General features: G+C 70.9%; 18 protein-coding genes. 6 read left to right on the top strand and 12 right to left on the bottom strand.

Translation table 11 applies throughout. The features are described from left to right. The first annotated feature begins 9 nt into the window (after positions 1–9). Positions 10–465, top strand: coding sequence for a hypothetical protein (locus IAG44_RS12795; RefSeq protein ID WP_187752646.1), 456 nt, complete (start codon positions 10–12; stop codon positions 463–465). Between the two features lie 205 nt (positions 466–670). Then, on the top strand, positions 671–1,219 hold the full coding sequence (locus tag IAG44_RS12790) for a DUF1062 domain-containing protein (protein ID WP_187747254.1): 549 nt from the start codon (positions 671–673) through the stop codon (positions 1,217–1,219). A gap of 105 nt (positions 1,220–1,324) precedes the next feature. On the opposite strand, the gene IAG44_RS12785 is transcribed toward IAG44_RS12790, so the two are convergent. From IAG44_RS12785 to IAG44_RS12775, 3 genes are read right to left on the bottom strand one after another with little or no spacing between them, the layout of a single operon-like run. Then, on the bottom strand, positions 1,325–1,618 hold the full coding sequence (locus tag IAG44_RS12785) for a hypothetical protein (RefSeq protein ID WP_187747253.1): 294 nt from the start codon (positions 1,616–1,618) through the stop codon (positions 1,325–1,327). 10 nt (positions 1,619–1,628) lie between these two features. Continuing rightward, entirely contained in the window at positions 1,629–2,279 is a 651-nt protein-coding gene (locus IAG44_RS12780) for a TetR/AcrR family transcriptional regulator (RefSeq protein ID WP_187747252.1), read from the bottom strand. Positions 2,280–2,313: 34 nt separating this feature from the next. Beyond that, positions 2,314–3,252, bottom strand: a complete 939-nt coding sequence (locus tag IAG44_RS12775; protein ID WP_187747251.1) for an AurF N-oxygenase family protein — start codon at positions 3,250–3,252, stop codon at positions 2,314–2,316. Positions 3,253–3,426: 174 nt separating this feature from the next. On the opposite strand from IAG44_RS12775, the gene IAG44_RS12770 reads away from it, so the two are divergent. Further along, the gene (locus IAG44_RS12770; RefSeq protein WP_187747250.1) at positions 3,427–4,287 is read left to right on the top strand and encodes a hypothetical protein; all 861 of its coding nucleotides are present in this window, start codon (positions 3,427–3,429) and stop codon (positions 4,285–4,287) included. Positions 4,288–4,306: 19 nt separating this feature from the next. Here the strand turns inward: IAG44_RS12770 and IAG44_RS44735 are convergent, their stop codons facing one another. The 7 genes from IAG44_RS44735 to IAG44_RS12735 form a co-directional block, all read right to left on the bottom strand. Then, positions 4,307–4,543, bottom strand: coding sequence for a DUF3291 domain-containing protein (locus IAG44_RS44735; protein ID WP_425508439.1), 237 nt, complete (start codon positions 4,541–4,543; stop codon positions 4,307–4,309). 45 nt (positions 4,544–4,588) lie between these two features. Next, positions 4,589–6,046: a penicillin-binding transpeptidase domain-containing protein gene (locus IAG44_RS12760; protein ID WP_187747249.1), complete on the bottom strand. Its 1,458-nt coding sequence runs from the start codon at positions 6,044–6,046 to the stop codon at positions 4,589–4,591. A 44-nt stretch (positions 6,047–6,090) separates the two neighbouring features. After that, entirely contained in the window at positions 6,091–7,419 is a 1,329-nt protein-coding gene (locus IAG44_RS12755; RefSeq protein ID WP_187747248.1) for an FtsW/RodA/SpoVE family cell cycle protein, read from the bottom strand. A 41-nt stretch (positions 7,420–7,460) separates the two neighbouring features. After that, on the bottom strand, positions 7,461–7,823 hold the full coding sequence (locus IAG44_RS12750) for an SH3 domain-containing protein (RefSeq protein ID WP_187747247.1): 363 nt from the start codon (positions 7,821–7,823) through the stop codon (positions 7,461–7,463). Positions 7,824–7,893: 70 nt separating this feature from the next. Next, positions 7,894–9,165, bottom strand: a complete 1,272-nt coding sequence (locus tag IAG44_RS12745) for a sensor histidine kinase (protein WP_187747246.1) — start codon at positions 9,163–9,165, stop codon at positions 7,894–7,896. Next, positions 9,162–10,016 (bottom strand): hypothetical protein, encoded by an 855-nt coding sequence (locus tag IAG44_RS12740; RefSeq protein WP_246561677.1) that lies wholly within the window; start codon positions 10,014–10,016, stop codon positions 9,162–9,164. The genes IAG44_RS12745 and IAG44_RS12740 overlap by 4 nt, the downstream gene beginning before the upstream one ends. A gap of 404 nt (positions 10,017–10,420) precedes the next feature. Further along, the gene (locus IAG44_RS12735; RefSeq protein ID WP_187747245.1) at positions 10,421–10,927 is read right to left on the bottom strand and encodes a protein-tyrosine phosphatase family protein; all 507 of its coding nucleotides are present in this window, start codon (positions 10,925–10,927) and stop codon (positions 10,421–10,423) included. 160 nt (positions 10,928–11,087) lie between these two features. Between IAG44_RS12735 and IAG44_RS12730 the strand changes: the two genes are divergently transcribed. Continuing rightward, entirely contained in the window at positions 11,088–11,891 is an 804-nt protein-coding gene (locus tag IAG44_RS12730; protein ID WP_187747244.1) for a nuclease-related domain-containing protein, read from the top strand. Between the two features lie 76 nt (positions 11,892–11,967). Here the strand turns inward: IAG44_RS12730 and ligD are convergent, their stop codons facing one another. Next, entirely contained in the window at positions 11,968–12,852 is an 885-nt protein-coding gene (gene ligD, locus IAG44_RS12725; RefSeq protein ID WP_187747243.1) for a non-homologous end-joining DNA ligase, read from the bottom strand. Positions 12,853–12,903: 51 nt separating this feature from the next. Between ligD and ku the strand changes: the two genes are divergently transcribed. Continuing rightward, the gene (gene ku / locus IAG44_RS12720; protein WP_484602587.1) at positions 12,904–13,785 is read left to right on the top strand and encodes a non-homologous end joining protein Ku; all 882 of its coding nucleotides are present in this window, start codon (positions 12,904–12,906) and stop codon (positions 13,783–13,785) included. Between the two features lie 430 nt (positions 13,786–14,215). On the opposite strand, the gene IAG44_RS12715 is transcribed toward ku, so the two are convergent. Next, positions 14,216–17,368 (bottom strand): FG-GAP-like repeat-containing protein, encoded by a 3,153-nt coding sequence (locus IAG44_RS12715; RefSeq protein WP_246561673.1) that lies wholly within the window; start codon positions 17,366–17,368, stop codon positions 14,216–14,218. A 345-nt stretch (positions 17,369–17,713) separates the two neighbouring features. On the opposite strand from IAG44_RS12715, the gene IAG44_RS12710 reads away from it, so the two are divergent. Then, on the top strand, positions 17,714–25,477 hold the full coding sequence (locus IAG44_RS12710) for a polymorphic toxin-type HINT domain-containing protein (RefSeq protein ID WP_246563988.1): 7,764 nt from the start codon (positions 17,714–17,716) through the stop codon (positions 25,475–25,477). Positions 25,478–25,489: the final 12 nt, after the last annotated feature.

The raw sequence follows: 25,489 nt of genomic DNA, 5'->3' as shown, positions 1-25,489 counted from the left end.
GACCCGACCATGGAGGCCATCGGCCGAGCCGTGACCGAGGGCCGCGCCGGCGACACCGAGGCCGCCCGCCGCACCCTCCTGACCCTGTGGCCGACGCTCACCGACCCCCTGCACCGCTGCACCCTCGCCCACCACCTGGCCGACCTGTACGAGGACCCCGCACAGGCCCTGACCTGGGACATCCGCGCCCTGGACGCGGCGGCGGACCTGACCGACCGGCGCCTCCAGGACCACCACGCCGGCCTGCGCCTCGCCGCGTTCCAGCCGTCCCTGCACCTGAACCTCGCCGACGACCACCGCCGCCTGGGCTCCTTCGACGCCGCCGCCGAACACATCGACGCGGCCAGGGCACACGTCCGCGAACTGGCCGAGGACGCCTACGGCGACCTGCTGCGGACCGCGATCGAGGAGGTCGCCGAGGCGATCTCGCGCCGGGACACGGCGAAGCGGGGGCAGGCCGGCTGACCGGCCGCGTCGTTGAACCGGAGCCCAAAAAATCGGTGGAGCGGTGTTGCCGTGCGCCGTTACCGTGCCGCCTGACCGAGTCGTCTGCTGAAAGGCGGGCCGTTGTACACCGCGTGAGACACCCCGAGCGCTGATCTGTCGCGCGTCGCACCTGTGCGCCGCGCTCCTTCTTGCTGCGGATTTCTCACGGAACCGGTGTACTTCTGTGCTCACCAGCTGGGCGGTCATGCCCACCTGCCTTCCCGCCGTCCTTCGCCGATGCCACGCCTGCGCGGGCGAACGCTTCCACGCGGACGGCCGTTTTCGCGTCAACGCCAACCACAAACTCCTCGACGTCTGGCTCCTCCTGCTGTGCGACGGCTGCGGCGACACCGCGAAGCTGACGGTCCTGGAGCGGACGAACGTGCGCTCCGTACCGCCCGAGCTGCTGGACCGGGCGCACGCCAACGACCCTGGCCTGGCAGCCGAGTTGCTGTGCGACCCGGTCGTCCGGCGGCGCAACCGCGTCGCTCTCGACTGGGCGGGCGCCTGGCGTCTCGACACCGGGGGCTCGGACCACCTCGGCCAGGAGACGGCCGACGTCGAGGTCCGGTTCGCCGCCCGCATCCCGGTCCGGCCCGTCCGGCTGATCGCCGAGGGGTTCGGGCTCACCCGGGGTGAGGTCGAGCGGCTGATCGAGGAGGGGAAGATCGTCTCGACGGTCCGGCTGAGCGGCCGGCTCTCGGACGACTTCACGTTCACGCTGAAACGCTGAGCCTTGACAGGGCCGGCCTGACCCCTGACAGGGCCGGCCCTCAGGGGTCGGCCTCCAGGGAGCGGCTTCCAAGGAGCGGCCCCTAGGGGGTGGCCCCAGCTCTCCTCAGCTCTCCTCCTCGCGGCCCTGCTTCTCCGGCTTCGACCAGGGCCAGCGCGGCTTCGACGGTCCACCCCTGCCGTCCGGGTCGTACGTGTACTTCCAGCCCGTCGGGACGCCGAGGCGCTTGCTGTGGCCCCGGGGGACGCGGCGGTAGACCAGGACCGTCGGGGGGCCGCCTGCCGCGTCGGGGACCGGGATGCGGTACGTCTTCGGGGGGTGCCCGGTGGGGCCGAGGAGGACAGGGAGGCTACGGCCGTCCATGGGGCCGCCCTCGAAGGGGGTCTGCTGGCTCTTCACGGGATCAGTCTCAGGTACCAGGGGTGAACGCCGCGAGGAGGGCGGCCGTCTGGGGGTCGCGGCCCGCGGTGACCGTGAGGACGGCCACGAACTGCTCGACCAGCCAGTCCCGTAGCTCTCCGGAGGGAGGCTGCTTCTCCTCGTCCAGCCAGATCAGCGACGACGCCTCGACGGCCGTGATCCACATCCGGACCGTCATCCGCAGGCGCGGGCCGGGGTCGGTGACCCCGAGGTGGCTGTAGATGTGGTCGGCGGCGGCCCGCCGGACCCCGTCGACGATGGCCGTCGTCCGGGACGTCTCGACGACACTGCCGCCCTGGAGCAGCGCGCTGAAACCGGTGGCGTGCTCGTCGACGAAGCCGAGGTAGCGGTCCAGGGCCCGGCCGAGGCGGGTGAGGAGGGGGCCGTCGTGGGGTTCGTCGAAGCAGTGCCGCAGCTCCTCGGCGGCCGAGCGCAGCGCCGCCTCGTACAGTTGCTGCTTCCCGCCCGGGAAGTACCGGTACACGAGCGGCCGGGAGACCCCCGCCGCCTCCGCGACGTCGTCGAGCGAGACGTCCTCGGGGGCGCGGTGCGCGAACAGGGTGAGCGCGGAGTCGAGGAGCTGGCTGCGGCGCTCCTCGACACTGAGACGGCGGTAGGCGGGCACTGCGGGGGGCGGCATGTCTCGCAGCGTAGCCGGTACTACGGGGAAACCCTCAGGCCAGCAGCCCGGAGGAGCGCCACAGCCGGCGCCCTACGCCCCGTAGTACCCCGATGTCGTCGAGGAAGTCGGTGAGCCGGCGCGCGCCGTTCTGCATGACCTCCCGGCGGTGCCCGCTCAGCCGGACCTGCTCCATCGCCGCACGCCGGTCGAGCCCGACGTTCGTGTAGACCTCGGGGTTGATGAAGGCGACGGAGAACACCCGCGCGAACTCCCCGGACGTCACCCGTGTGAACTCCTGCGACCAGCGGGGCGCGGTGAGCATCTGCCGGCGCAACTCCTCGCGGGCGTACCGGACATGGCGGGCCTCCTCGACCACGTGGATCCGCGTCACGCCCCGGATCAGCGGCTGGACGCGCTCGTCCGGGAAGGTGAGGCGCTGCATCCAGTCGAGGACTTCCTCGCCGAGCAGCGTCGCCGTGAACGAACCCGGCGTCGTCGAGATGGTCTTGAAGACCCGGCCCAGGGTGTGGTGGGCGCGGCTGACCGGGTAGTAGGGGGTGTCGCCGCGCGTGATGAGGCGGGCGAACATCTTCGAGTGCCGGCACTCGTCCTCGATCTCGGTGAGCGCGTACCGCACGTGCGCGCTGGTCGCGGCCTTGTCGTAGATGTGCCGGACCAGCAGCTGCATGAGGATCAGCTCGAACCAGATGCCGAGCGAGGCGAGCGCGGCGGCCTCGTGCCGGGAGAGCAGGATGCGCTGCTCCTCGCTCATCCGCCGCCACATCGGGGTGTCGTACAGCGACACCAGCTCCGGCGGCCAGAACCACTTGCCCTCCTCGAAGGGCGCGTCCCAGTCGAGTTCCTTGTCCGGGTCGAACGAATGCTTCGCGGAGGAGGCGAGCAGCCGCTCGGCCACCTGCTCCCGGTCCTTGAGCAGCCCGAGCGCGTCCCGCAGACCGTCGACGGCGTCGGTCTCAGTGAGGGTCGTCATGGCACTTATGAGACTGCCTGTCAGCAAGGGCGTCAATCCCTCGTACGGCACTTGTTGGCGCTCAGGTATGACAGGGGCGCCCCCTAGCCCGGACGGGGTTGTCCGCTCAGCCCGGACGGGGCTGTCCCCTACGCCCGGTATGGGGGCGTCCCCCGGCTGGAGTACGGTTCTGGCGTGTCCACGCCTCCGCCGCCCCAAGGCCCCTACGGTCCGCCCCAGCACAACCCCTACGGGCAGCCGCCGCCCGCCGCGCCGGGGCCGTCCGCGCCGGGGCCGTACGGACAGCCCGCGTACGGCACCCCCTACGGGCAGCCCCCGCAGGCCCCCTACGGGCAGGCCCCTTACGGACAAGCCCCCTACGGGCAGGCCCCCTGGGGTGCGCCGGCCCCGCCGCCGGCCCCGCCCAAGCGGCGACTCGGCCTGATCCTCGCGATCATCGGATCCGTGCTGGCCCTGCTCGCCGTGGCCGTCGTCTCCCTGGTCGTCGTCACCGGCTCCGACAAGGGGTTCCCCGAGGCCAAGTACCGGCTGACGCTGCCGAAGACGCTGCTCGACGGCAAGTACCGGTTCACCAAGGACATGTCCGACACCCTCGGGCAGCGCATCGAGGCCGAGAGCGGCGCCTGGAACGCGCGCGACATCACGGCGGTCGTCGGCCAGTACGACGTCGACGGCGACCAGACCAAGGGCACCCTCGTCCTCTCCGGGATGTACGGGCGTTTCAAGGACACCGCGAGTTCCCGGCGGAGCATGATGAAGGGTGCCGGCGAGGCCGACAGCGCGACCGTCGCCGTCCCTCCCAAGGACTACGACCTCGCCGGCGCCGACACCACCGTGACCTGCGAGGTCATCGTCCAGAACCAGCTCGGCACCAAGCTGACCTACCCCGTCTGCGCCTGGGTCGACGGCAACACCGGCGCGACGGTCGCCGAGGTGTCGGCGGCGACGGCGACCCAGTCCCCCGAGGACGTCGACATGGAGGCCGCGGCCAAGGCGACCCTCCAGGTCCGCGAGGAGACCCGGCAACCGATCTGACCGACCCGAGCACGCCCCCTCACACCCCGCACCCCAACCCCTCCGGCACCTCCCCCAAGCTCTTCGAGCAGGGGGGACCCCCAGGGCGCCGCTGCGACAACTCCCGGTGCCGCCCTAGCCGCCACACGAACCCCCGCGCCGAGTCGGCGTCCGCGTTGACCGGTTCGAGGGCGTCGATGAAGTCCTTCAACTCCGGTGAGTCGAGCGGGAACTTGAGGCGGGAGATGTTCACCTGGGCGAGTTGGTAGGAGGTCATGACGGGACGTTAGGCGGGCATCCGCGACCGGACCACCCCCCCGTCTCACGAAGTGAGCACCGCCTCCATCACGCCGCGCGCGATCGGGGCCGCGACGTCGCCGCCGGTGATGTCGCCGCGGTCGAGGGAGCTGTCCTCGACGACGACCGCGACGGCGACGCGTGGTTCGATGTCGCGTTCGCCCTGCGCCCAGGAGATGAACCAGGCGTACGGGGTACCGGAGTTGCCGACGCCGTGCTGCGCGGTGCCGGTCTTGCCGCCGACGACGGCGCCGGGGATGGCGGCGTTGGTCCCGGTGCCCTCGCGGACGACGTCCCGCATGAGTTCCTTGAGGCGCAGGGCAGTTGAGGGGTGCATGGCCTGCCGGGCCGGTCGGGACCCGGCGGTCGAGACGGTCATGCCGCCCCGCCGCGTCGTCCGCTCGACCAGGTACGGCGTCCGCACCTGCCCCCCGTTCGCGACGGCCGCCGCGACCATGGCCATCTGGAGCGGCGTGGCCCGCGTGTTGTACTGCCCGATGGCGGACAGCGCCAACTGCGCCTGGTCCACGGCCTTGTCGAAGGTGCTCGGCACCACCGCGAACGGGATCCGCACACCGGGGTCGTTGAACCCGAACGCCTCCGCGCTCGCCACCATGTTCCGCACCCCCACCCGCACCCCGAGCTTCGCGAACACGGTGTTGCACGACCACTCGAACGCGGCCCGCAGCGGCGCGTCCTCGCACCCGGACCCCTCGTTGGTGAGACTCGTCGTCGTCCCCGGCAGCGTGTACGGCGCGGGCGAATCCGTGGGCGCGTCAAGGTCGTTGACGATCCCGGCGTCCAACGCGGCGGCGGCGGTCACCACTTTGAAGGTCGACCCCGGCGGATACGTCTGCCGCACAGCCCTGTTGAGCATCGGCTGATCGGGGTCCGTGTTGAGCCGCGCCCACGCCCGCCGCACAGCGCCCCCGTTCCCCGACAGCGCGGCCGGGTCGTACGAGGGAGTCGACACCAGCGCCAACACCCGCCCCGTGGACGGCTCGACGGCCGCGACCGCCCCCTTGCGCCCACCGAGCCCTTCGTAAGCCGCCCGCTGCGCCCGGCGGTTGACGGTCGTCACGACCTGCCCGCCGGGCGGCCGGGCCCGCGTCACCCCGTCGATGAGCGGGAACGCCGACAGCGCCGGGTCGGCGCCGGACAGGACGCCGTCCTCGCTGTGCTCCAGCAGCGTCGTCCCGTACCGCTGCGAGGAGAACCCCGTCACCGGCGCGTACAACGGCCCGTCCCGGTACGTCCGTTCGTAGCGCAACTGCTCCCCGGTGTCGCGCGAGCCGGTGACCGGGGCGCCGTCGACCAGGATGTCGCCGCGCGGCGCCCCGTAACGGGCGATGTCCGCACGGCGGTTGGCGGGGTTGTCGTCGTACGCGGGGGACTGGACGACCTGGACGCGGGCCGCGTTGACGAGGAGGGCGAGCAGCAGGAGGCAGGAGAAGACGGCGGCGTGCCGGATGTGCCGGGTCATCCGGAGGTCGCCGGACGCCGAACTCCCTTGTCCTGATGGCCTGTTCACCGTTCCCCCGTCCGTGCCGCGTGGCTCAGCCGGATCAGCAGCGCGACGATCGCCCAGTTGGTCACCACCGAGGAGCCGCCCTGCGCGAGGAACGGCATCGCCATGCCCGTCAGCGGAATCAGCCCGGTCACACCGCCCGAGATGACGAACACCTGGAGCGCGACGATCGACGCGAGCCCGACCGCGAGCAGCCGCCCGAACGGGTCGCGCAGGGCGAGGCCGGCGCGGTAACCCCGCTCCACCAGCAGGCCGTAGAGGATGAACAGCGCCGACAGCCCCGCGAGGCCCAGTTCCTCGCCGGCCGTCGCGAGGATGAAGTCGGACTTCGCGGCGAAGCCGATGAGGACGGAGTGGCCGAGCCCGAGCCCCGTGCCGAGGACGCCGCCGGCCGAGAACGCGAAGAGGGACTGGGCGAGTTGGCCCGGACCGAGGCCCGCGTCGATCGACGCGAACGGGTGCAGCCAGTCCTCGACCCGGCTGTGCACGTGCGGCTCCAGCGCGCTGACGGCCACCGCGCCCAGCATCGCGAGCAGCAGCCCGACGGCGATCCACCCGGTGCGTCCGGTGGCGACGTACAGCATCACGACGAACAGCCCGAAGAACAACAGCGAGGTACCCAGGTCGCGTTCGAGCACCAGCACCCCGACGCTGATCAGCCAGACGGCGACAATGGGCCCCAGGACACGGCCTGTTGGGAGCTGCATGAACCAGATCCGGCGGCCCGCGTACGCGAGCGCGGTGCGGTTGTCCGCGAGGTAGGCCGCGAAGAACACCGCCAGCAGCACCTTCGCGAACTCCCCCGGCTGGATGGAGAATCCGGCGATCCTGATCCAGATCCGGGCCCCGTTGACGGCCGGGAACAGCACCGGCAGCGTCAGTAGCGCGAGGGCGGCGGCGACGCTGACGTACGCGTACCGCTTCAGGACCCGGTGGTCGCGCAGCGCCAGGACCACGCACGTGAACAGCCCGACTCCCAAGGCGGACCAGACGAGTTGGGCCGGCGCCGCGCGCTCGCCCGGGGTCTCCAGGTCGAGCCGGTGGATGAGGACCAGGCCGACGCCGTTGAGCAGGACGCCGATCGGCAGCAGCAGCGGATCGGCGTACGGGGCGCGCAGCCGCACCGCGAGGTGCGCGCACAGCGCGAGCGCCCCGAGCCCGGCACCGTAACCGGCGGCACCGGGCGGGACACCGCCGTTCCTCGCGAGCCCGACGGCGCAGTAGCCGGACACGCAGAGCAGGACGGCGACGACGAGCAGGGCGAGTTCGACGCCACGGCGCCGGGGGAGCCGTACGGTCGCGGCGATCCCGATACCGGCGCTCGTCATGTCCGGAACCTACCCAAAAGTCGCTCCTCGTGAGCCCGGCGCTAGCACCAGCGCGGCGCCGGACCGATGTTGTCGATGTACCGCGCGGCTCCCCAGGCCCAGGTGCCGTCGGTCAGCAGGTACCACAGCGGGTTGCCCTGGACGGTCTGGCCCGCGGTCTTGCAGAAGATCGTCACGACCTCACCCTGGGGAGCCACCCGGATGACCTGGCTGCCCCGGTTCGGCGCGCTGCGCAGCACCAGCCCGCCGTTCGCCGTCACCACGCCCTTGTAGAGGCGGGGGTTGTCGTGGTGATGGTGGTGGTGTCCCCAGTCGTCGTTCGCGGTGGCGGGCACGGTGGCCGCGGCGAGGGCGAGGGCGGCGCCGGCCCCGGATATGCAGAGACGGGTGAGAGTGGAGCGCATGACGGTTCCTCCGGGAAGGGAGTGAAGCTGGGCAATCGTCACATTAGGGGTCGTACGGGGTGGGTGCGCGTCAGACTGCGCCAAGCGGAGACGCCCCCGACGGCAGCGTCAGGGTCGCCACCGCCCCGCCGCCGTCCGCGTTGCCGAACGCCAGCCGCGCGCCCAGCACCTCCGCCTGCCCCACCGCGATCGTCAGCCCCAGCCCGTGCCCCCGCGCCCCGCCCTCGGTACGGAACCGCTGCGGCCCGTGCAGCACCAGGTACTCCGGGTATCCCCCACCGTGGTCCCGGACGGTCACCACTGGCCCGTCCACCGTCACGATCACCGGCTCCGCACCGTGCCGGTGCGCGTTCGACACCAGGTTCCCGAGCACCCGCTCCAGCCGCCGCCGGTCCGTCTCGACGACCCGGTCCCGCACGACGACGACGTCCGCCGCCGCGCCCGACGCCGCCACGACCCGGTGCGCCAGCGCGCCCAACTCCACGGCACCGATGTCGAGTTGTTCCTTGCCGGTGTCCAGGCGGGAGATCTCCAGCAGGTCCTCCGTGAGCGTCCGCAGGGCCGCCACCCGGTCGCGGACCAGCTCCGTCGGACGCCCCGGGGGCAGTAGTTCCGCCGCCGCGTGCAGACCCGTCAGGGGGGTGCGCAGCTCGTGCGCGACGTCCGCAGTGAAGCGCTGCTCGCTCAGCAGCTTGCCCTGGAGCGACGTCGCCATCCGGTCCAGCGCCGCCGCCACCGCCGCGACCTCGTCCTCGCGCGACTTCCTGGCCAGCGGGTCGTCCACGCGCGCGTCCAGGTCGCCCGCGCTGATCCGCCGGGCGACCTGCGCCGTCGCCTGGAGCCGCCGGGTCACCCTGGCCACCGCCACCGCGCCGACCAGCAGCGTCACGCCGATCGCGAGGCCCGACGACCACAGGATCGCGTTGTCCAGCGCCTCGATCGTCCGCGCCTGCTGGCCGTACTCGACGGCGACGGCCAGCGCCCGTCCGCCGGCCGCCGGGCCCGCCGCCCACATCAGCGGGCGGCCCCGGTAGTCCGCGACCATCGTGCCCCGCTCGCCCGCCGCCGCCAGCGCCTTCAGCTCCCTGGGCAGGCCGTCCGGGTCCACACTCGCGTTCGGCGCGAGCGCGTCGCCGGCCTCGTACGCGTCCGTCGCCTCCGCGAGCTTCGACAGGGCGACGTCCCTCGACTGGCCGACCGTCTGGTTGGTGACCTGGACGTGCACGAGGACGCCGAGCATCGTCGCGAGCGCGCAGCACATCACCGTGATGAACGCCGCGGCCTTGAAGGCGAGGGTGCGGGTCCAGCGGGGGTTGCGGATGAGGCGCGAGGGGCGGCTCATGCGGGGACCGCCCCAGCGGCGTACCTCTCAGGTATCCCGTACCTCTCAGGTATCCCGTACGCCTCGGGTATCCCGTACGCGGACCCGGTGACGGGCGGCGGCGTCCCCGTCGCGGACGGCAACGGCTGCGGGGTCGTGGACGGGCGGACGGGCGACATCGAGCGGTGCTTCCCGCTCGGCTCGCGTTTGCCGTCGGTGCGCAGCATCTCGTCGTGCGTGAGGAGCATCGCCTTCTGCTCCGGGTCCCAGGTCCACTGGAGGCGGTACTCGTAGTCCGCGAGGTCCGAGGGCGAACGGATGATCACCGACCGCCCGGCCAGCTCCACCGCGCTCACCGCGTCCTCCCAGGCCATGACCTGCACGAGCCGGTCCGACTCGACGGTGTAGACGCGGACGGCGGTGAGGTCGCCGGGGCGCAGCCGGAACCCGAGTGTCAGCTCGGGCCGCCCGTCCCCCGTGAGGTCCCGGTAGTACGGCTGGAGTACGGGGCACGTGCCCTTCCCGGCCGTCCCGCACGTGTCCATCAGCCGGTTGGTGTCCCGGTACGGCGCCCGCGTGCCCGCGTAGCTGCTCGCGTCGGTGGCGATCTCGGCGCGGACGACGGCCACCGGGTCCACCTTGCGTATGTCACCCCCGGGTACGAAGACCCCGCGTACGACCTCGGTCTCCGCCTCGTCCAGATCCCACGCCGGGCTCGACGCGGGCTTGATCTGCGGCCACAGCCGCTCCGGGCTGTTCGCGGTCGACGTCGGCCCCGCGCCCCGCAGCCCACCGGCGTCACCGCACCCCACGCCGGCCGCCGCCACCAGGGCGACGACAGCCGCGAGACGAAGACGCCGGGCGAGACTCAAGGGACTCCTGCATGCCGCACTGAACACTGACGCCGTTCACCTTATTCGGCCGGAAGTCCTTTTTGCGTACCGGAGTGGACCAAGGGTTGGGCAAGAGGCTGAGGTGAGAGGGGCGAGCGGCGGGGCAGGCGGGGGCAGGCGGGGGTGGCGCATACCCGGTCACCGTGCCGCGGGACATCGCCGAAGCCGGGCACGGCTCGATCGCCGACGCCGGATCGAACGCCTTCCGCGCCCCGGCGCCCGGCGAAGTCCCGGCGCCCGGCGAAGCCCCTGCACCCGGCGAAGCCCCGTACACGCTTGCCACGCCACCGCCCGGCGATTCCAGGAGTCCCCGGAACAACACTCCGGGCCGCTGCCCTCCCGAAGGTCCCGGCTGCCGAGAGGCGAAACGATTACTCACCTCGTCATTCCGTCAGCTCCTCCAGCAATCGGGCGGTCGACAACCCCGCCCGCAGGTACTCGACGAACAGCTCGTTGTGCAGCGCCCACGGCGACCGCCGGGACCGGATCAGCCGGATCGCCTCCTCCGCCCCGTACCCCCGCCGCTCCAGCGCGTGGGCGACGACGAGCCCGGACCGGTTGTAGCCGTGGTAGCAGCGGACGAGCACCCGCCGCCCCCCGTCGAGCGCGTCGCTCGCGGCCCGCGCGAGCCGGATGACACCGGCGAGCTGGGTCCCGTCCAGCGGCCCGTCGGGGATGTCCCAGACATGGTGCTCGACACCGGCGTCGGGACCGTACCCCGGCAGCCTCAGCAACGTCTGCACCAGGTCGAACTGATCGCGTACGACGGCCCGTTCCACATGCCCGGAACGGCCCCGGAACTCGTGGCCGCCCATCCACAGTCCGGGCACGACCTCGTTCCACGGACTGTCGGGGGCGGGTACGTCGGGCTGTTTCCTGCGGCTCCGCAACGACGCCTCCCCAACGCGCGCTCACCGGGATCTACCTCGGAAGTACTACGGGACGTGTGCAAGGGATCTGCCAGTGGCCTGCCCAACTCGCGCCAAAGGTAACCGCCTTCTTGCCCCTGGCGTACCCCTCCTGTTCCCATGGTCCGAGGGGTGATGGTGCATGACGGGACTGCGCGTCGTACCGACCTGGCGCCACGGCCAGGAACGGCTCTACGTCTGTATGACCGACGGACGGAACATCGCCTGGTACGACCGCGAGGCGGCCAGGGTCAACCTGCTGAGCGACGACACCAGAGCCGACGTCATGACCGCGCTGGCCCCCTTCCTCACCGGCCCGGTGACGATCGGCCCGCCCCCCGTCCCCACCCCCGCCGAACTGGCGCTCCTCTCCCTCCACCCCGACGACGACCTGGCCCCCAACCGCCCCGGCGAGGCCCTGCTCGTCGCCCTCGACCGCACCCCGCCGGCCGGCCCCCGGCTGCGCCCCGACCCCCGCCGCAAGGCGCTCGCCGCCGAGCAGGCGGTCGGTGACGCGCTCGACGCCCTCGACGGCGCCGGCTGGCACACCCTGCACTCGGTCCCCCTCCCCGGCGGCGACCGCATCCACCACCTCGCGATCGGGCCCGGCGGGCTGTTCGCTGTCCACACCCTGTACGCCCGCAGGCAGCGCGTCCTCGTCGCCGATCCCCAGGTCACCCTGGGGCGCCGGGACCCCCAGCCCCTGCTGCGCCGGGTCCGCGCCGACGCCGCGCGGGCGACGTACGCCCTGACCGCAGAGGTACGCCCGGTCCTCGCGGTCGTCGGCGCCACGGACGTCCGCGTCACGGCACCCTTACGGGAGGTGCGGGTACTAGGGGACGACGCGGTGCCCGAGCTGGGGCGGCAGGGCGGGGTGCTGAAACCGGCGGACGTGGAGGCGCTGCACGCGATGGCACGGGACCGGGGGACGTGGGGGAGGGTGTGAGGGGCGGGGTACCTGAGGGGTACGGGTCCCTACCCTGGCCCCCTCACCCCCCGTCCACGTCACCCCCGTACACCCCCTAGGGAACCCGCCCCGCTCGCCCCGTCTCGAACAGCGGCGCCAGCAGGTCCCCGTGCTCCGCGACCCGCCGCACGACCTCCCCCGCCCGGAACGAGAGATCACCCTGGCCCTCGGCCGCCCCCGCCACCTCCTCCCAGCTCACCGGCGTCGAGACCGTCGCCTCGGGACGGGCGCGGAGGGTGTAGGGGGCGGCGGTCGTCTTGCGGGCGGCGTTCTGACTCCAGTCGACGAAGACCTTGCCGGGCCGCAGGCCCCGGTTCATGCGGTGGACGACGAGACCGGGCAGCGCCGCCTCCGCCGCGACGGCGAGCCGCTTGGCGTACGCGCTCACCCGTCCGGGCGACGCGTCGCGGACGGCGGCGAGGAGGTGCAGCCCCTTCGCGCCGGACGTCTTGACGTGCGCCTCGATCCCGTCCGCCGCAAGCCGCTCGCGCAGCCACAGCGCGACCCGGCAGCACTCGGCGACGCCGGCGGGCGGGCCGGGATCGAGGTCGAGGACGAGCCGGTCGGCGAGGGCGGGCCGGACGACCGTCCACTGATGCGTGTGGAACTCGGCGACGAGGTTCGCCGCCCACATCAGGCTCGCCAGATCCTGCACGAGCACCATCCGCGCCGGGCCCTCCGCCCGCGCGACCTCGGCCGTCGCGACCCACTCGGGCGTCCCCGGCGGCACGTTCTTGGTGAAGAACACCTGGCCCGCAGCCCCGTCCGGGTACCGCAGGAACGACACGGCGCGGTCGCGCAGGTGCGGCAGCAAAGCGTCCGCGACGGTCGCGTAGTAGTGCAGCACCTCGCCCTTGGTGAACCCGTCCGCCGGGTACAGCACCTTCTCCAGATTGCTGAGCGCGAGCCGCCGGCCGTCCACGGAGGTGAGAGGCGTCATACGATAAGCATCACGCAAACCGGTGTGTAACGGGCGGAAAGGATGCCAACCGTGCGATCCATCTGGAACGGCGCCATCTCCTTCGGTCTGGTGAGCATCCCGATCAAGCTCGTGAACGCCACCGAGAGCCATTCCGTCTCGTTCCGCCAGATCCACACCGAGGACGGCGGCCGCATTCGCTACCGCAAGGTCTGCGAACTGGAGGACCGCGAGGTGACGACGGCCGAGATCGGCAAGGGGTACGAGGAGGCCGACGGCACGATCGTCCCGATCACCGACGACGACCTCGCCCACCTCCCCATCCCCACCGCGCGCACGATCGAGATCGTCGCGTTCGTCCCCGCCGACCGCATCGACCCCCTCCAGATGGACACGGCGTACTACCTCGCCGCGTCCGGCGTTCCCGCGGCGAAGCCGTACACGCTGCTGCGCGAGGCGCTGAAGCGCAGCAACCGGGTCGCCGTCGCCAAGTACGCCCTGCGGGGCCGCGAACGCCTCGGCATGCTCCGCGTGGTCGGCGACGCCATCGCCATGCACGGCCTGCTGTGGCCCGACGAGGTCCGCGTCCCCGAGGGCGTCGCCCCCGAGACCGAAGTCACCATCCGCAAAGAGGAGTTGGACCTCGCGGACGTCCTCATGGACACCCTCGGCGAAGTCGACCTCGCCGACCTCCACGACGAATACCGGGAAGCCCTGGAGGAGTTGATCGCCACGAAGTCCTCCGGCGAGCCCCCCTCCGACACCGCACCCCCGTCCCCCTCCGGCAAGGTCCTCGACCTCATGGCCGCCCTGGAGAAAAGCGTCAACGCCGCGAAGGCGTCCCGCGGCGAGGAAGCGGAAGTCCGCCAACTCCCCGACCGGGGGCCGAAGAAGACACCCCCGAAGAAAAAGACCACGGCAAAGAAAACAACCCCCCGCAAACGAACAGCCTGACCACCGACCCTTACACCCGCCCCCGCACCTTCTTCCGCCCCCACACCACACACCCCCACCGCACCACCGCCCCCACCCCCAACGACACAACCACCGCACCCCAGTCGATGACATGAGGCAGCCCCGGAAAAAACCCAAAAAACGCGAGCCCACCCACAACTCCCGCCACGAACCCGCCGACTCCGACCCGCCGCACCCACGCCTCCCATCGCGATCCCGGCGACGGCACGCATGACGCGTTTCCCGCCCGGTCGTCCAGGACAACCCGACCGGGCGGAAGAGGGTTACCGGGTGATCGGGGAATCACCGTGACGAGCGAGCGCGGGTGCATGAACTACGCGCCCCTGGAATGGAGTTCGCGGAAATGGAAAGGGCCCGGCTGCGTCTCCCTCCCAGGAAGCAGCCGGGCCCGGTTCGTGTGTGGCCGGCGTCAGCCGATCGCGCGTACCGATCTCCAGTCCGCCGACAGCACCACCTTGACCGCGGAGTTCGTGTTGGTGCGGGACGGAAGGTAGAGCCGTATCTGCCCGTCGGTGGCGGAGCGTGCCCAGATGTCGGGGACGCCGTCGTCGTTGACGTCGGGGATGCCGATGGCGGTGGAGACGGCGGACTCGGCCCAGCCGGTGCCGTAGGCGACGTCCTGGCCGCTGAGGGAGCTGGAGCCGAGCTTGAGGGAATCGAGGTCGGCGCTGCCGGCGACGGGGCCGGGCTTGCCGTGGCGGACGGACATGGAGCCGTTGTCGAGGTTGCGCCAGAGCATGTCGGGGGTCTTGTCGCCGTTGACGTCGGCGACGTTGACGATGTCGCGGCGCGCCCAGGAGTCGGGGTTCATCATCGTGGCCGTCCGGAACTTCCCGCCGGTGTAGCCGGAGAGGACCCAGAAGGAGGTGCCGGAGCGCAGGAAGAGGTCGGGCAGCCGGTCGCCGGTGATGTCGCCGACGGCCTTGATCTGGGTCCAGGTCGAGGGCGCGGGGGCGTCCGCGGGCAGGATGATCCGGATCCGGTCGTCCACGCCGAAGCTGCCGTACCCGTCGCCGGGGTAGAGCCAGAACGTGCCGTCGGGGGAGACGGCGAACAGGTCGGTGATGCCGTCGCCGGGGTAGGCGTCCGTGTGGTGGGTGATCAGCGCGGCCCGGTTCGTCGCCGGGTCGTACCAGTGGCCGGCGGGGTGCAGCGTCCCGTCCGAGGTGTACGAGGCGGGCATGCAGCCCTGGAGTTCGCCGGCCGGCAGGCCGACGCAGGTGAAGAGCTGGCCGTCGCCGTTCACGTGGAGGACGTCGGCCAGCTTGTCGCCGCTGACGTCACCGGGCAGGTCCCCCGAGTCACGGGGTGGCACGTAGAAGCCGTAGTTCGTGACCACGCTCTGGTTGCCCGCGGTGTCGAGGGCGTACACGTTCAGCCAGTTGGGGCCGGTGTGCTGGGGGTTCAGCGCCTGGTCGGTGAACGAGCCGCCGACCGCGTCCACCGTCTTCCACCACAGGCCCTCGATGCCGTACCGGAACCTCGCCGCGCCCGGCGAGGTGAAGGTGACGGCCCCGGATTCCCCGAACTTCTTCTTCGCCCAGGTCTGCCCGTCGTCGGTGATCTCGGGGAACACCTCGCTCTCGACCGTCGGCGGCGGCGGGGCCGACCCGTCGATGGTCACCGTGCACCGGTTCCCGCTGGTCGGGTAGTACGCGGACACCCGCCCGCCGGAGTCCTCCGCGCGGACGTCCCAGTGGTAGACGCCCTTGTCGACGAGGTTGGCGGCGGCGATGGTGATCGTCGCCTTGCCGCTGGACAGGCTGGTGACGAGGGTGCCCGCAGGGACGGCGGCGCCCGACTTCCACATCCGGAAGCGCAGGCCCCGGAGGTTGCCGTCCGGGTCGGAGGACTTCGCCGACAGGATGACGTTGGTCTTGCCGATCGTCGTCCCCGCCGTGGCGGTGTTGCAGGTGCCGCCGGGGGCGCTCGTCACGCCGCTCGGGGTGGCCGGCGGGCGGTTGTAGTCGACCCGCAGGACCGCCGTGTCCGCCTTGAACTTGCGCCAGGTCTGGGTGTCGCGCTCGCTGGTCGCGCGCATCCCGAGGGTGATGCTCGACCAGCCGGCGTCCGCGCCCTTCTGCGCGGCGGCCTTGATGTCGAACTCCTCGTACGCGTCGGGGCAGTTGCCGGACTTCCAGCCGTGCGCGAACGACTTCCGGTCGAGTTCGGTCGTCCAGGCCGGCTGTTTCCGCCATGTCGTGCCCGACGAGATCGCGCCCGTCATCCAGAACTGGAACTCCCGTTTGTCGCACGACCAGGAGTGGTTGTTGAGGACCTTGAAGCTCGCGGCGCTGATCGTCGCGCCCTTCAGACCGCTGCTGTAGTTCATCCGCCAGAAGGAACGGGCGGTGCCGCCGGTGTCCTTCTCGTGGCCCACCCGCGCCTCGGGCGTGCCGTCGTTGTAGTTGGTGCCGTTCCAGAAACTGGCGTTGGGGTGCGGCTCGTAGGCCACGGCCCAGCCCGATGTGCCCGGATTGATCGTCGGGTCGACGAACACGGGGAAGCGGGCCTCCGGGTCGCTGAGCAGCCCCGTCCGACCGGCCTTCACCTCGATCCGCGCCGTCCCCGTGCCCTCCCCGGTCAGTGTCATGGGCGCGGGGGCCTGCCGCGAACCCGGCTCGATGCCGTTCAGCCCGGACAGGGCCAGCACCTCCTCCGGGGTCGCGACCGAGTCGGCCGGCGCGTCCGGGTCCTCGGGCAGCTCGGGGTCGCGCCCGCTGGAGTCCCACGCGAACGGCGTCGGCACGGATCCGATCTCCGCGCCGGAGCCGTCCGCGATCAGCACCCGCTGCGCCGTCGCGTCGTACCGGAAGACGGCTGTGGACGACTTCAGTCCGTACGACAGCGTCGCCAGCGCCGGATTCGCCGCCGCCTCGCGGGTCTTGACGATGAGGAGCTGGGCGAACCCGCCTTCCGCGCGGGCGACCAGCAGGAGGTCGACGCCGGGCAGCGCCTCGGAGTACAGGGCGCGCTGACCGCTCAGCACCGGCTCGGGCAACTCGCCCGGCCAGGTGTAGGAGATGACGTGGCCACGGATGACCGTCTGGGCCAACACGCTCTCCGTGGGCGTGTCCTGATCTGCCGTCAGAATGCCGCGCGCGTAGGAACGGTCGGCCCGGTCCTGCCGCGTCCCGGCGGAGAACGTCAGCGGCACCACCGGGTTGGCGGGGCGTATGCCGTCGGCGGTCCGGTGGAGCCGGTTGTCGATCGGCGCCCAGCGTCCCTCGGCGTTCTTCGCGCGCCGGGGCAGCGCCGCGATCTCCGTGCGCATCCGCCCGTCAGGCAGGGCCCACGTCATCTCGGTGCCCGTGGTCGCGGTGTCGACGGTCACCGCCTTGCCGGTCCGCCGCGACTCGGCCACGGCAGCGGGCTCGTCCCGCGGGCCGACCTCGGCCTTTCGGGCGTCGACCGGCTTGCGTGCGACGGGAGTTGACGCATCGTCACCACTCCACCAGGGCAGCAGAGCGGCGATCACGGCGGCCAGGACCAGGCCGAGGGCAAGGGTCAGCCGGGTGCGGGTGCGCACGAAGGGGCTGAGAAAGCGAGGCGGCGCGGGCACGGCGGTCTACTCCCCGTAGGAACCAGGCGGATGGAGACATGGGCGCGGACACGATCACACGGTTCTCACGGCTCGTCCACAAATGAAAGTTTTATAAATCCGTGATGGAGGCTTGGTGATGGCTTTACGGAACGGTTTTGTGTCCGATCGATGACCTTCCGTGATGAATTTGCCTGTGGTGCACATCTCAAAAGGACGATTCCCTTCCAGATCAAGACACTTGAACCCTGCGGTGGACATGCCACAGGGTGCTGGTCATCTCTGTTGTCTGCATCGCCTGGGTGGGGTTCGACGCGTATGCGTGCTCAAGGTCCTGTGACATGGCTGCGGCGCCGCCACGGCCGCGTGGCGACCGTCCTGCTGCTGTCCTCGGTACTCACCGTGACCAGCCTGAACTCCCAGGCGTGGGCGATACCGGCGCCCGGCATGACGCGGACGATCGACCTGCCCGAGCTGCCGAAGACCGCCCCGCTCGACGGCGACGAGGAGGCGGAGAAGAACCTCACCACCGCCCCCGAGGTCCCCGTCGAGCCGTACGTGCCGAAGGCCGTCACCCCGTGGACCGAGGACAGCGGCGTCGCGACGCTCAAGACGGACACCGCGCCCGGCACCACCGTCCCCGTCGAGGACCTGCCGATCGCGGTCGGCGTACCCGAGGGCACCGCACCGGCGGCCGTCGCCGGTGACTGGAAGGTCGACCTCGCCTCACCGGCCGCCTCCCAGGAGGCCGGCGCCGCGGGCCTGATCATGCGCGTCACCCCGCCCGCGACGGCCGACCCCGCCGCCCAGGTCGCCATCGCCGTCGACACCACCGCCTTCGCCGACCTCTACGGACCGCAGGCCGCCGAGCGCTTCGGCCTCCTGCTGCTCCCCGACTGCGTGCTGGACTCCCCGGGCACGGGCGACTGCGCGGCCGAGAGCGGCGTGACGACCATGTCGGGCACGGCCGAGGCGCGGCCCGAGCGGCTGTCCAGCTCGGTCGAGGAGGTCCCGGCGGCCGACGCCCCGGCCAGGATCACCGCCGCGAAGCAGGAGAAGACCCGCACGATCCTGACGGGTTCCGTGCCGGTCGCAGCCCTGCTGGCCGACGACGCCGGAGCCCCGGTCACCTCCGGTGCCTCGGTGCGCACGGCCGCCGCCACCGCCGTCCTCCCCGCCGTCGCCGCCGCCGGCTCCCGCGTGGTCGGCGCCCTCGACACCGGCTCCTCCACCTCCGGCGACTTCACCGCGACCCCGCTGCTCTCCTCCGGCTCCTGGTCGGCGGGCTCCTCCTCGGGCGCCTTCACCTACGGCTACCAGGTCCAGGTCCCGGAGTCTGCGGGCGGCCTCACACCGAAGGTCAGCCTCGGCTACTCCTCCCAGTCGGTCGACGGCCGCACCTCCGCGACCAACAACCAGGCGTCCTGGATCGGCGACGGCTGGGACTACAACCCCGGCTCCATCACCCGCTCGTACGCCACCTGCCGCGAGGACTCCAAGAAGGCGGGGTCGAACAACAAGACCCACCGCACCTCCGACCTGTGCTGGGGCTCGAACAACGCCACCCTCTCCCTCGGCGGCACGACCACCGAACTCGTGTGGGACCAGGGCAAGTGGACGACCGCCAACGGTGACGGCGCCGTCGTCCAGCAGATCCGCGACGACTCCACCGGCAACGGCGCCCACAAGGGCGAGTACTGGATCGTCACCACCCGCGACGGCACCAAGTACCACTTCGGCCTGCACAAGCTGCCGGGCGCCCCGAGCGGCACGGTCACCGACTCCGTCCTGACGGTCCCGGTGTACGGCAACCACGACGGCGAGGACTGCTACCAGTCCGAGTGGAAGAACTCCGCCTGCACCCAGGGCTGGCGCTGGAACCTCGACTACGTCGAGGACGTCCACGGCAACGCCATGTCCCTGTGGTGGAAGAAGGAACAGAACTTCTACGCCCGCAACTTCAACTTCAAGGCCCCGGTCGAGTACGACCGCGGCGCCTGGCTCGACCGCATCGAGTACGGCCAGCGCAACGTCGAGAAGAGCATCTTCCGCACCCCCGCGACCTCCCGCGTCCTGTTCCACGTCGAGGAGCGCTGTCTCCCGAAGTACGGCGTCTGCTCCGAGGCCGACTTCACCGACAAGGACCCCGGCAAGTACCGCATCTGGTACGACACCCCGGCCGATCTGCGCTGCGCGTCCGGCAAGAAGTGCTGGAACGCGGGCCCGTCCTTCTGGACCCGCAAGCGCCTGACGACGATCACCACCGAGACCCAGCGCGTCGCGGGCTCCACCGACCGCCGGCCGGTCGACAAGTACACGCTCACCCACGACTTCCCGACCCTCCTGACCGGCCCGAACACGGCCCTGTGGCTGGAGTCGGTACAGCGCACCGGCTACGAACCGGGCGGCGCGAGCATCACCCTCAACGCGGTCCGCTTCGAGCACAACCAGGAGGACATGCCGAACCGCGTGAAGACGGACGCCGCCCCCGGCTTCTCCCGTCTGCGCATCGGCCGTGTCATCAACGAGTACGGCGGCGAGACTGTCGTCACCTACAAGACGCCCGAGGGCGACTGCAAGACCGGCACCGGCCTGCCCGGCAAGGACGACAAGGCCGCGCTGAAGGCCAACACCCGTCTCTGCTACCCGACTTACTGGCACCCGGACCCCGAGGTCGAGGACATCGACTGGTTCCACAAGTACGTCGTGGACACCATCGAGGAACTGCCCAACGTGGACGGCGCGTTCGCCACGCGGACGGCCTACGCGTACAAGAACGCGGGCTGGCGCCTGGCCGAGGCGGAGTTCACGAAGAAGGCCACGCGCACGTACTCCCAGTTCGCGGGCTTCGAGCAGACCACCGTCATCACCGGCACCGACGCCCCGTCCATCGGCAGCAAGCGCTCCAAGGCCGTCACCCGCTTCTTCCGGGGCTTGGGCGACGACGTCCCGGTGAAGGACATCACCGGTGCCGAAATAGCCAAGGACCGCGAGCCGTTCGCGGGCCGCATCGCCGAGGAGCTGACGTACTCCGAGGCCACCGACGCGGACACCGACTGGCTCTCGCGCAGCGTCACCGTCCCCGAGGCCACCGTCCTCGCCACCCGTCAACGCGACGACGGCCTCAGCCCGTTGAGGGCCTGGCGGGTCACCGAGCCCGAGGAGATCGCCTACACCCGCTCCTCCGGCACCGGCGACGACAAGCGCACGCTGCGCGTCGTCAGGTCCACGACGACGTACGAGCCGACGCACGGTCTGCCCACCCTCGTCGAATCCCTCGGAGACACCGGCAAGCCGGACGACGAGTCCTGCACCAAGCTGGAGTACGTCCACCAGACCGGCAAGAACCTGATCGGCCTCACCAAACAGGTCCTGATCTCCCCAACGACCTGTGCCGCGGCGGACTTCGCCGACCTCTCCACCCTCAGCGGCGCCACCCGCACCGCCTACGACGGCCAGTCCTACGGCGCCGCCCTCCTCGCGGACACCCTCGGCGAGGCGAGCCAGACCTGGTCCCTCAAGGGCGACGGCACCGGCTTCCAGCCGAACGGCCGCACCGAGTTCGACGCGATCGGCCGCGTCGTCAAGCAGACGGATCCGGACGGCAATGCGGGCACGATCCGCTACGAGCCGCCCACCGGCCAGGTCTTCAAGGTCACCGAGACCAACGCCGTGGGGCACACCCAGGTACAGGAGTTGGAGCCGGGCCGGGGCACCTCCCTGCGCACCACCGACGCCAACGGCCATACCAGCGAGGCGAAGTACGACGCGCTCGGCCGCCTCGTCGAGGCGTGGGGCGCCGGCCGCACCCCGTCCGCGTCGGCCGTCCCCGACTTCAGGGCCGTCTACACGATCCCCGTGCCCAACGCGCAGCGCGAGGAGACCAAGCCGCCGTACGTCACCGCCTACACGCGCGGCCACGAGAACCGCGTCGAGAAGTCCGTCACCCTCTACGACGGCCTCGGCCGCGAACGCCAGACGCAGGAAGAGGCCGACGGCGGCGGCCACTTGATCACCGACACGCTCTACAACTCCTCCGGTGAGATCTGGCAGACCAACAACGCCTACTTCACGCTCGAAGCCAAGCCCGGCGAACTCTTCACCCCGCTCGCCGACACCGTCGTCCCCAACATCACCCGCTACACGTACGACGGCCTCGGCCGCGTCCTCGCGGAGACGCCGGTCCTGAAGGTGAAGTCCAAGTCGGGCGAGGCGACTTCGGAGCCGGTGCCGGAGCGGGCCACCCGCTACAAGTACGGCGAGGACTGGTCGGAGGTCGTCAACCCGCAGGGCACCTCGTCCTACCGCGTCTTCACCGACGCGCTGGGCCGTACGTCCCGCCTCGACACCTTCAACCCCCAGGCGCCGCAGGGCTTCACGTCCACGAAGTACACGTATGACCGCCACGGCCGCCTGTCGAGTGCGTCCAACTCGGCGGAATCCACGCAGGCTTGGACCTGGACGTACGACCACCGGGGCCGCCGGATCACGGCGACCGACCCCGACACGGGTACCACGCGGACCGAGTACGACCACCTCGACCGGCCGCTGAAGACGATCACCCAGCGGGCCACCGTCTGGAACGGCTACGACGTCCTCTCCCGCCCCACCGAACAGCGCCTGAACGACGACAAGGGCACGCTCCTGGCGTCCTTCGACTATGACAAGGCGCCCGGCGGCAAGGGCATGCCGTACTCGGCGACCCGGTACACCGGCGGTGAGGCGTACACGCAGAAGGTCGAGGGCTACACCAAGGACTACCAGCCGACGGCCACGACGCTGACCCTCCCACAGTCCCTCAAGGACGCCTGGGGCCTGGACACCACGTACAAGTACGACTACACGTACACCGACACCGGCGCGCTGGAGCAGTCCACCCTCCCCAAGGCGGGCCGCTTCGACGCCGAGACGCTGGTCGTCCGCTACAACGAGAACGGCAAGCCGCTCTCCGTCAGCGGCAAGGACTGGTACGGCGCGGAGACCGTCTACGACGTCCACGGCCAGGTCCTGCGCTCCACCCTCGGCGCCCAGCCCTACCGGGTCTGGACGAGCGCCCTGTACGACGAGGGCAGCGGCGAGCTGACCGAGCAGTCGGTCCACCGCGAGAAGTCGGACGACAAGGCGATCGTCGGCGGCACCCTGGTCTCCCGCCGGACGTACGCCTACGACCCCTCGGGCAACGTCACGGCCATCCGCGAGAACGCCGTGGGCAAGGCGGCCGAGCGGCAGTGCTTCACGTACGACCCGCTGGGCCAGCTGAAGACGGCGTGGACGGCAGCGGATCACGACTCCTGCGTCGGCCCCAAGAAGCCCGACGGCTCCCTCAACGTGGCCGCCGGCGCGGACAGTTCGGGCTACTGGCAGGAGTACGAGTACGACCTCGTCGGCAACCGCACCAAGCTCACGGAGAAGAACCTCGCGGGCACCTCGGAGCTGGACGCGGTCACCTCGTACGCGTACGGCAAGGCCGACGGCAGCCAGCCGCACACCCTCACGACGGTCGCGAAGAAGTACCGGACGTCGTTGTCCGGGCCGGAGGTCACGGCCGAGGCGACGCGCCTGTACGAGCTGACCGGCGAGACGAAGTCGATCACGTCCGTCCAGAACGGCGACAAGCAGGAGCTGTCCTGGACGTACGACGGCAAGGTCGAGCGGATCACCGGCCAGGGGACGCGCGGCAGGACCCCGTACGTGGGCCTCGCGGACAAGTGCGTCGACCTCAGGAGCAGCGTCACGGCTCCGGGCCAGCCGCTCCAGCTGTACTCCTGCAACGGCACCCCGGCCCAGCGCTGGAGCTTCGCCGTCACTCCCGGGCAGGCGGACGCCGACGCGGGCACGCTGACCATCTACGACGACTGGTGCGCCCAGCCGGCTTCCGGTACGGCGGGTTCCGCCGTCCAGCTCCAGAAGTGCGCGTCCGGCGCGGCGGGGCAGCAGCTGAAGCGGACGGCGGCAGGTCAACTGGTGCACGCCGCCTCGGGGTTGTGCTTCGCGGTGAGGGACGCGTCGTCGGTGAACTCCACGGCGATCGTGCTGGCCGCGTGTGACGCGTCGAAGGTCGAGCAGTTGTGGGCGCCGCAGAACGACACGCGGTATGTGTACGGGCCCGACGGTTCGCAGTTGCTGGCGCTCAAGGGCAAGCAGGCGACGCTGTTCCTGGGTGACACGGAGGTGACGGTCGCCGCTGGTGGTGCGCTGATCAACTCCCAGCGTACGTACGCCGTTCCGGGTGGCGCGGTGATGCGGTACGCGCAGGGCGCGGGCACGGAGTACCTTGTCGCGCTCGCCGGTGACCATCAGGGCAGTACGTACGTCGAGGTCGGGCTCGGCGATGCGATGCCGGTGCGGATGCGTAAGCAGGATCCCTTCGGGAACCAGCGGGGTACCGGGACCGTCGGTGTCGACTTCCAGTCCAACAAGGGGTTCCTGGGGGCGACTCGGGACGACGCGTCGGGGTTCCAGCCGTTGGGGGCGCGGTTGTACGACCCGGTGGTGGGGCGTTTCCTGTCGGCGGACCCGGTCCTGGACCTGAACGACGTGTTGCAGTCCAACGGTTACTCCTACGCCCACAACAACCCGGTGACGATGTCCGATCCGACGGGGTTGGCGATCTCGCTGACGGCGTCTGAGCGGGCGGCTGCGCTGGCGGGGGCGGGCCTCTCGGCGGCACAGGTCGCGCAGGCGCAGGCGACGATGGGGAAGTCGCTGACGTCGGTGATCCTTTCGGTCGCCTGGGACACGCTGAAGGACTTCGTCGGCATCAACGACGCGATGGCCTGTTTCGGCGGGGACATGTGGTCCTGCGGCAGCTTGATCATCGGCGCGATCCCCTGGCTCAAGGCTCACAAGATCCCGGGGGTCCTGAAGGCCGTCAACCGCACGATCAAGGCGATCGAGTCGTTCCGTGCGGCGAAGAAGGCGGCGGAGCTGGTGCTGAAGGCGGCGAAGGCTGCCGAGACGGCCGCGCTGAACGCCAAGAAGGCGGCGATCGAGAAGGCGAAACGGGAGGCTGCTCAGCGGGCGAAGAAGAAGGCTGCGGAACAGGCGAAACGTACTGCTGACGCGGCTGCGGCGCAGAAGCGGAAGACCGGGAATCCGGTTCAGAAGCAGGCCCAGGCGAAGGCCGCGCCCAAGGTTTCCACGGCGAAGAGCGCCGGCGGGGGCGGGGGTTCCGGCAAGAGCGGCGGCTCCAAGCCGGGCGGCAACTCCGGGGGGTCCTCACGCTCCGGCGGCGGGTCGAGCGGGGGCGGGGGTTCCGGGAAGGCCGAGAGCGGTGGCACCTGCAACAGCTTCGTCCCCGGCACCAAGGTCCTGATGGCCGACGGCTCCACCAAGCCGATCGAGAAGGTCAAGGCCGGCGACAAGGTCCTCGCCACCGACGAACAGTCCGGCGAGACCCGCGCTCAGACCGTCACAGCCGAGATCAAGGGGCGGGGGCTCAAGCACCTCGTCAAGGTGACGGTCGACGTCGACGGCAAGAGGGGCACCAAGACCGCCTCGGTCACCGCCACCGACGGGCACCCCTTCTGGGTTCCCGAGCTGCGGGAGTGGGTGGACGCTACCGACCTGCGGGGCGGGGAGTGGCTGCGGACCAGTGCGGGGACGTTGGTCCAGGTTGCGAGGGTTGAGCGGTGGACGGCACGGGCGTCGGCTGTTCACAACCTGACGGTCAGTGACGTTCATACGTACTATGTGCTGGCGGGGGCTACGCCGGTCCTCGTTCACAACTGCGACGTGGCATTGGGGCAGAAAGCAGAAGGAACCTATTCATGGGCGGACAACAATGGGTTCAAGCACTTTGGTGACTACGCCCCCGACGCGTGGCAGGGCCCAGTGGAGAATGCGATCCGGGATTCATCGGTGACGCTTCACGTAAATCTCCGAGGGCTGGGAAACTTCACCGATTCGGCAAGGGATGGGCTCCAGCCTGGAGCGTACGCCACTGATATGGAGATGGGCTGGATCGCCAGAGCTGTCGCTAATGGCGAACGATCATGGTCTTCTGTCCACTTCTATCGTCCGAACGCGAAGGGGGTTCTTGAAAGAGTCGATGTCGCGGAACCGGATTGGGCGAGCTTTGGTCGACTTCGACCCTTCATATCAGATTCGACAAGGTTCTGTGGTTGCTAGCAAAAGAATCGA

The sequence above is a fragment of the Streptomyces roseirectus genome (assembly GCF_014489635.1).
GTDB lineage: Bacteria > Actinomycetota > Actinomycetes > Streptomycetales > Streptomycetaceae > Streptomyces > Streptomyces roseirectus.
The sequence above is the reverse complement of the archived record's forward strand: the minus strand, read 5'-3'. Positions and strand labels throughout refer to the sequence as shown.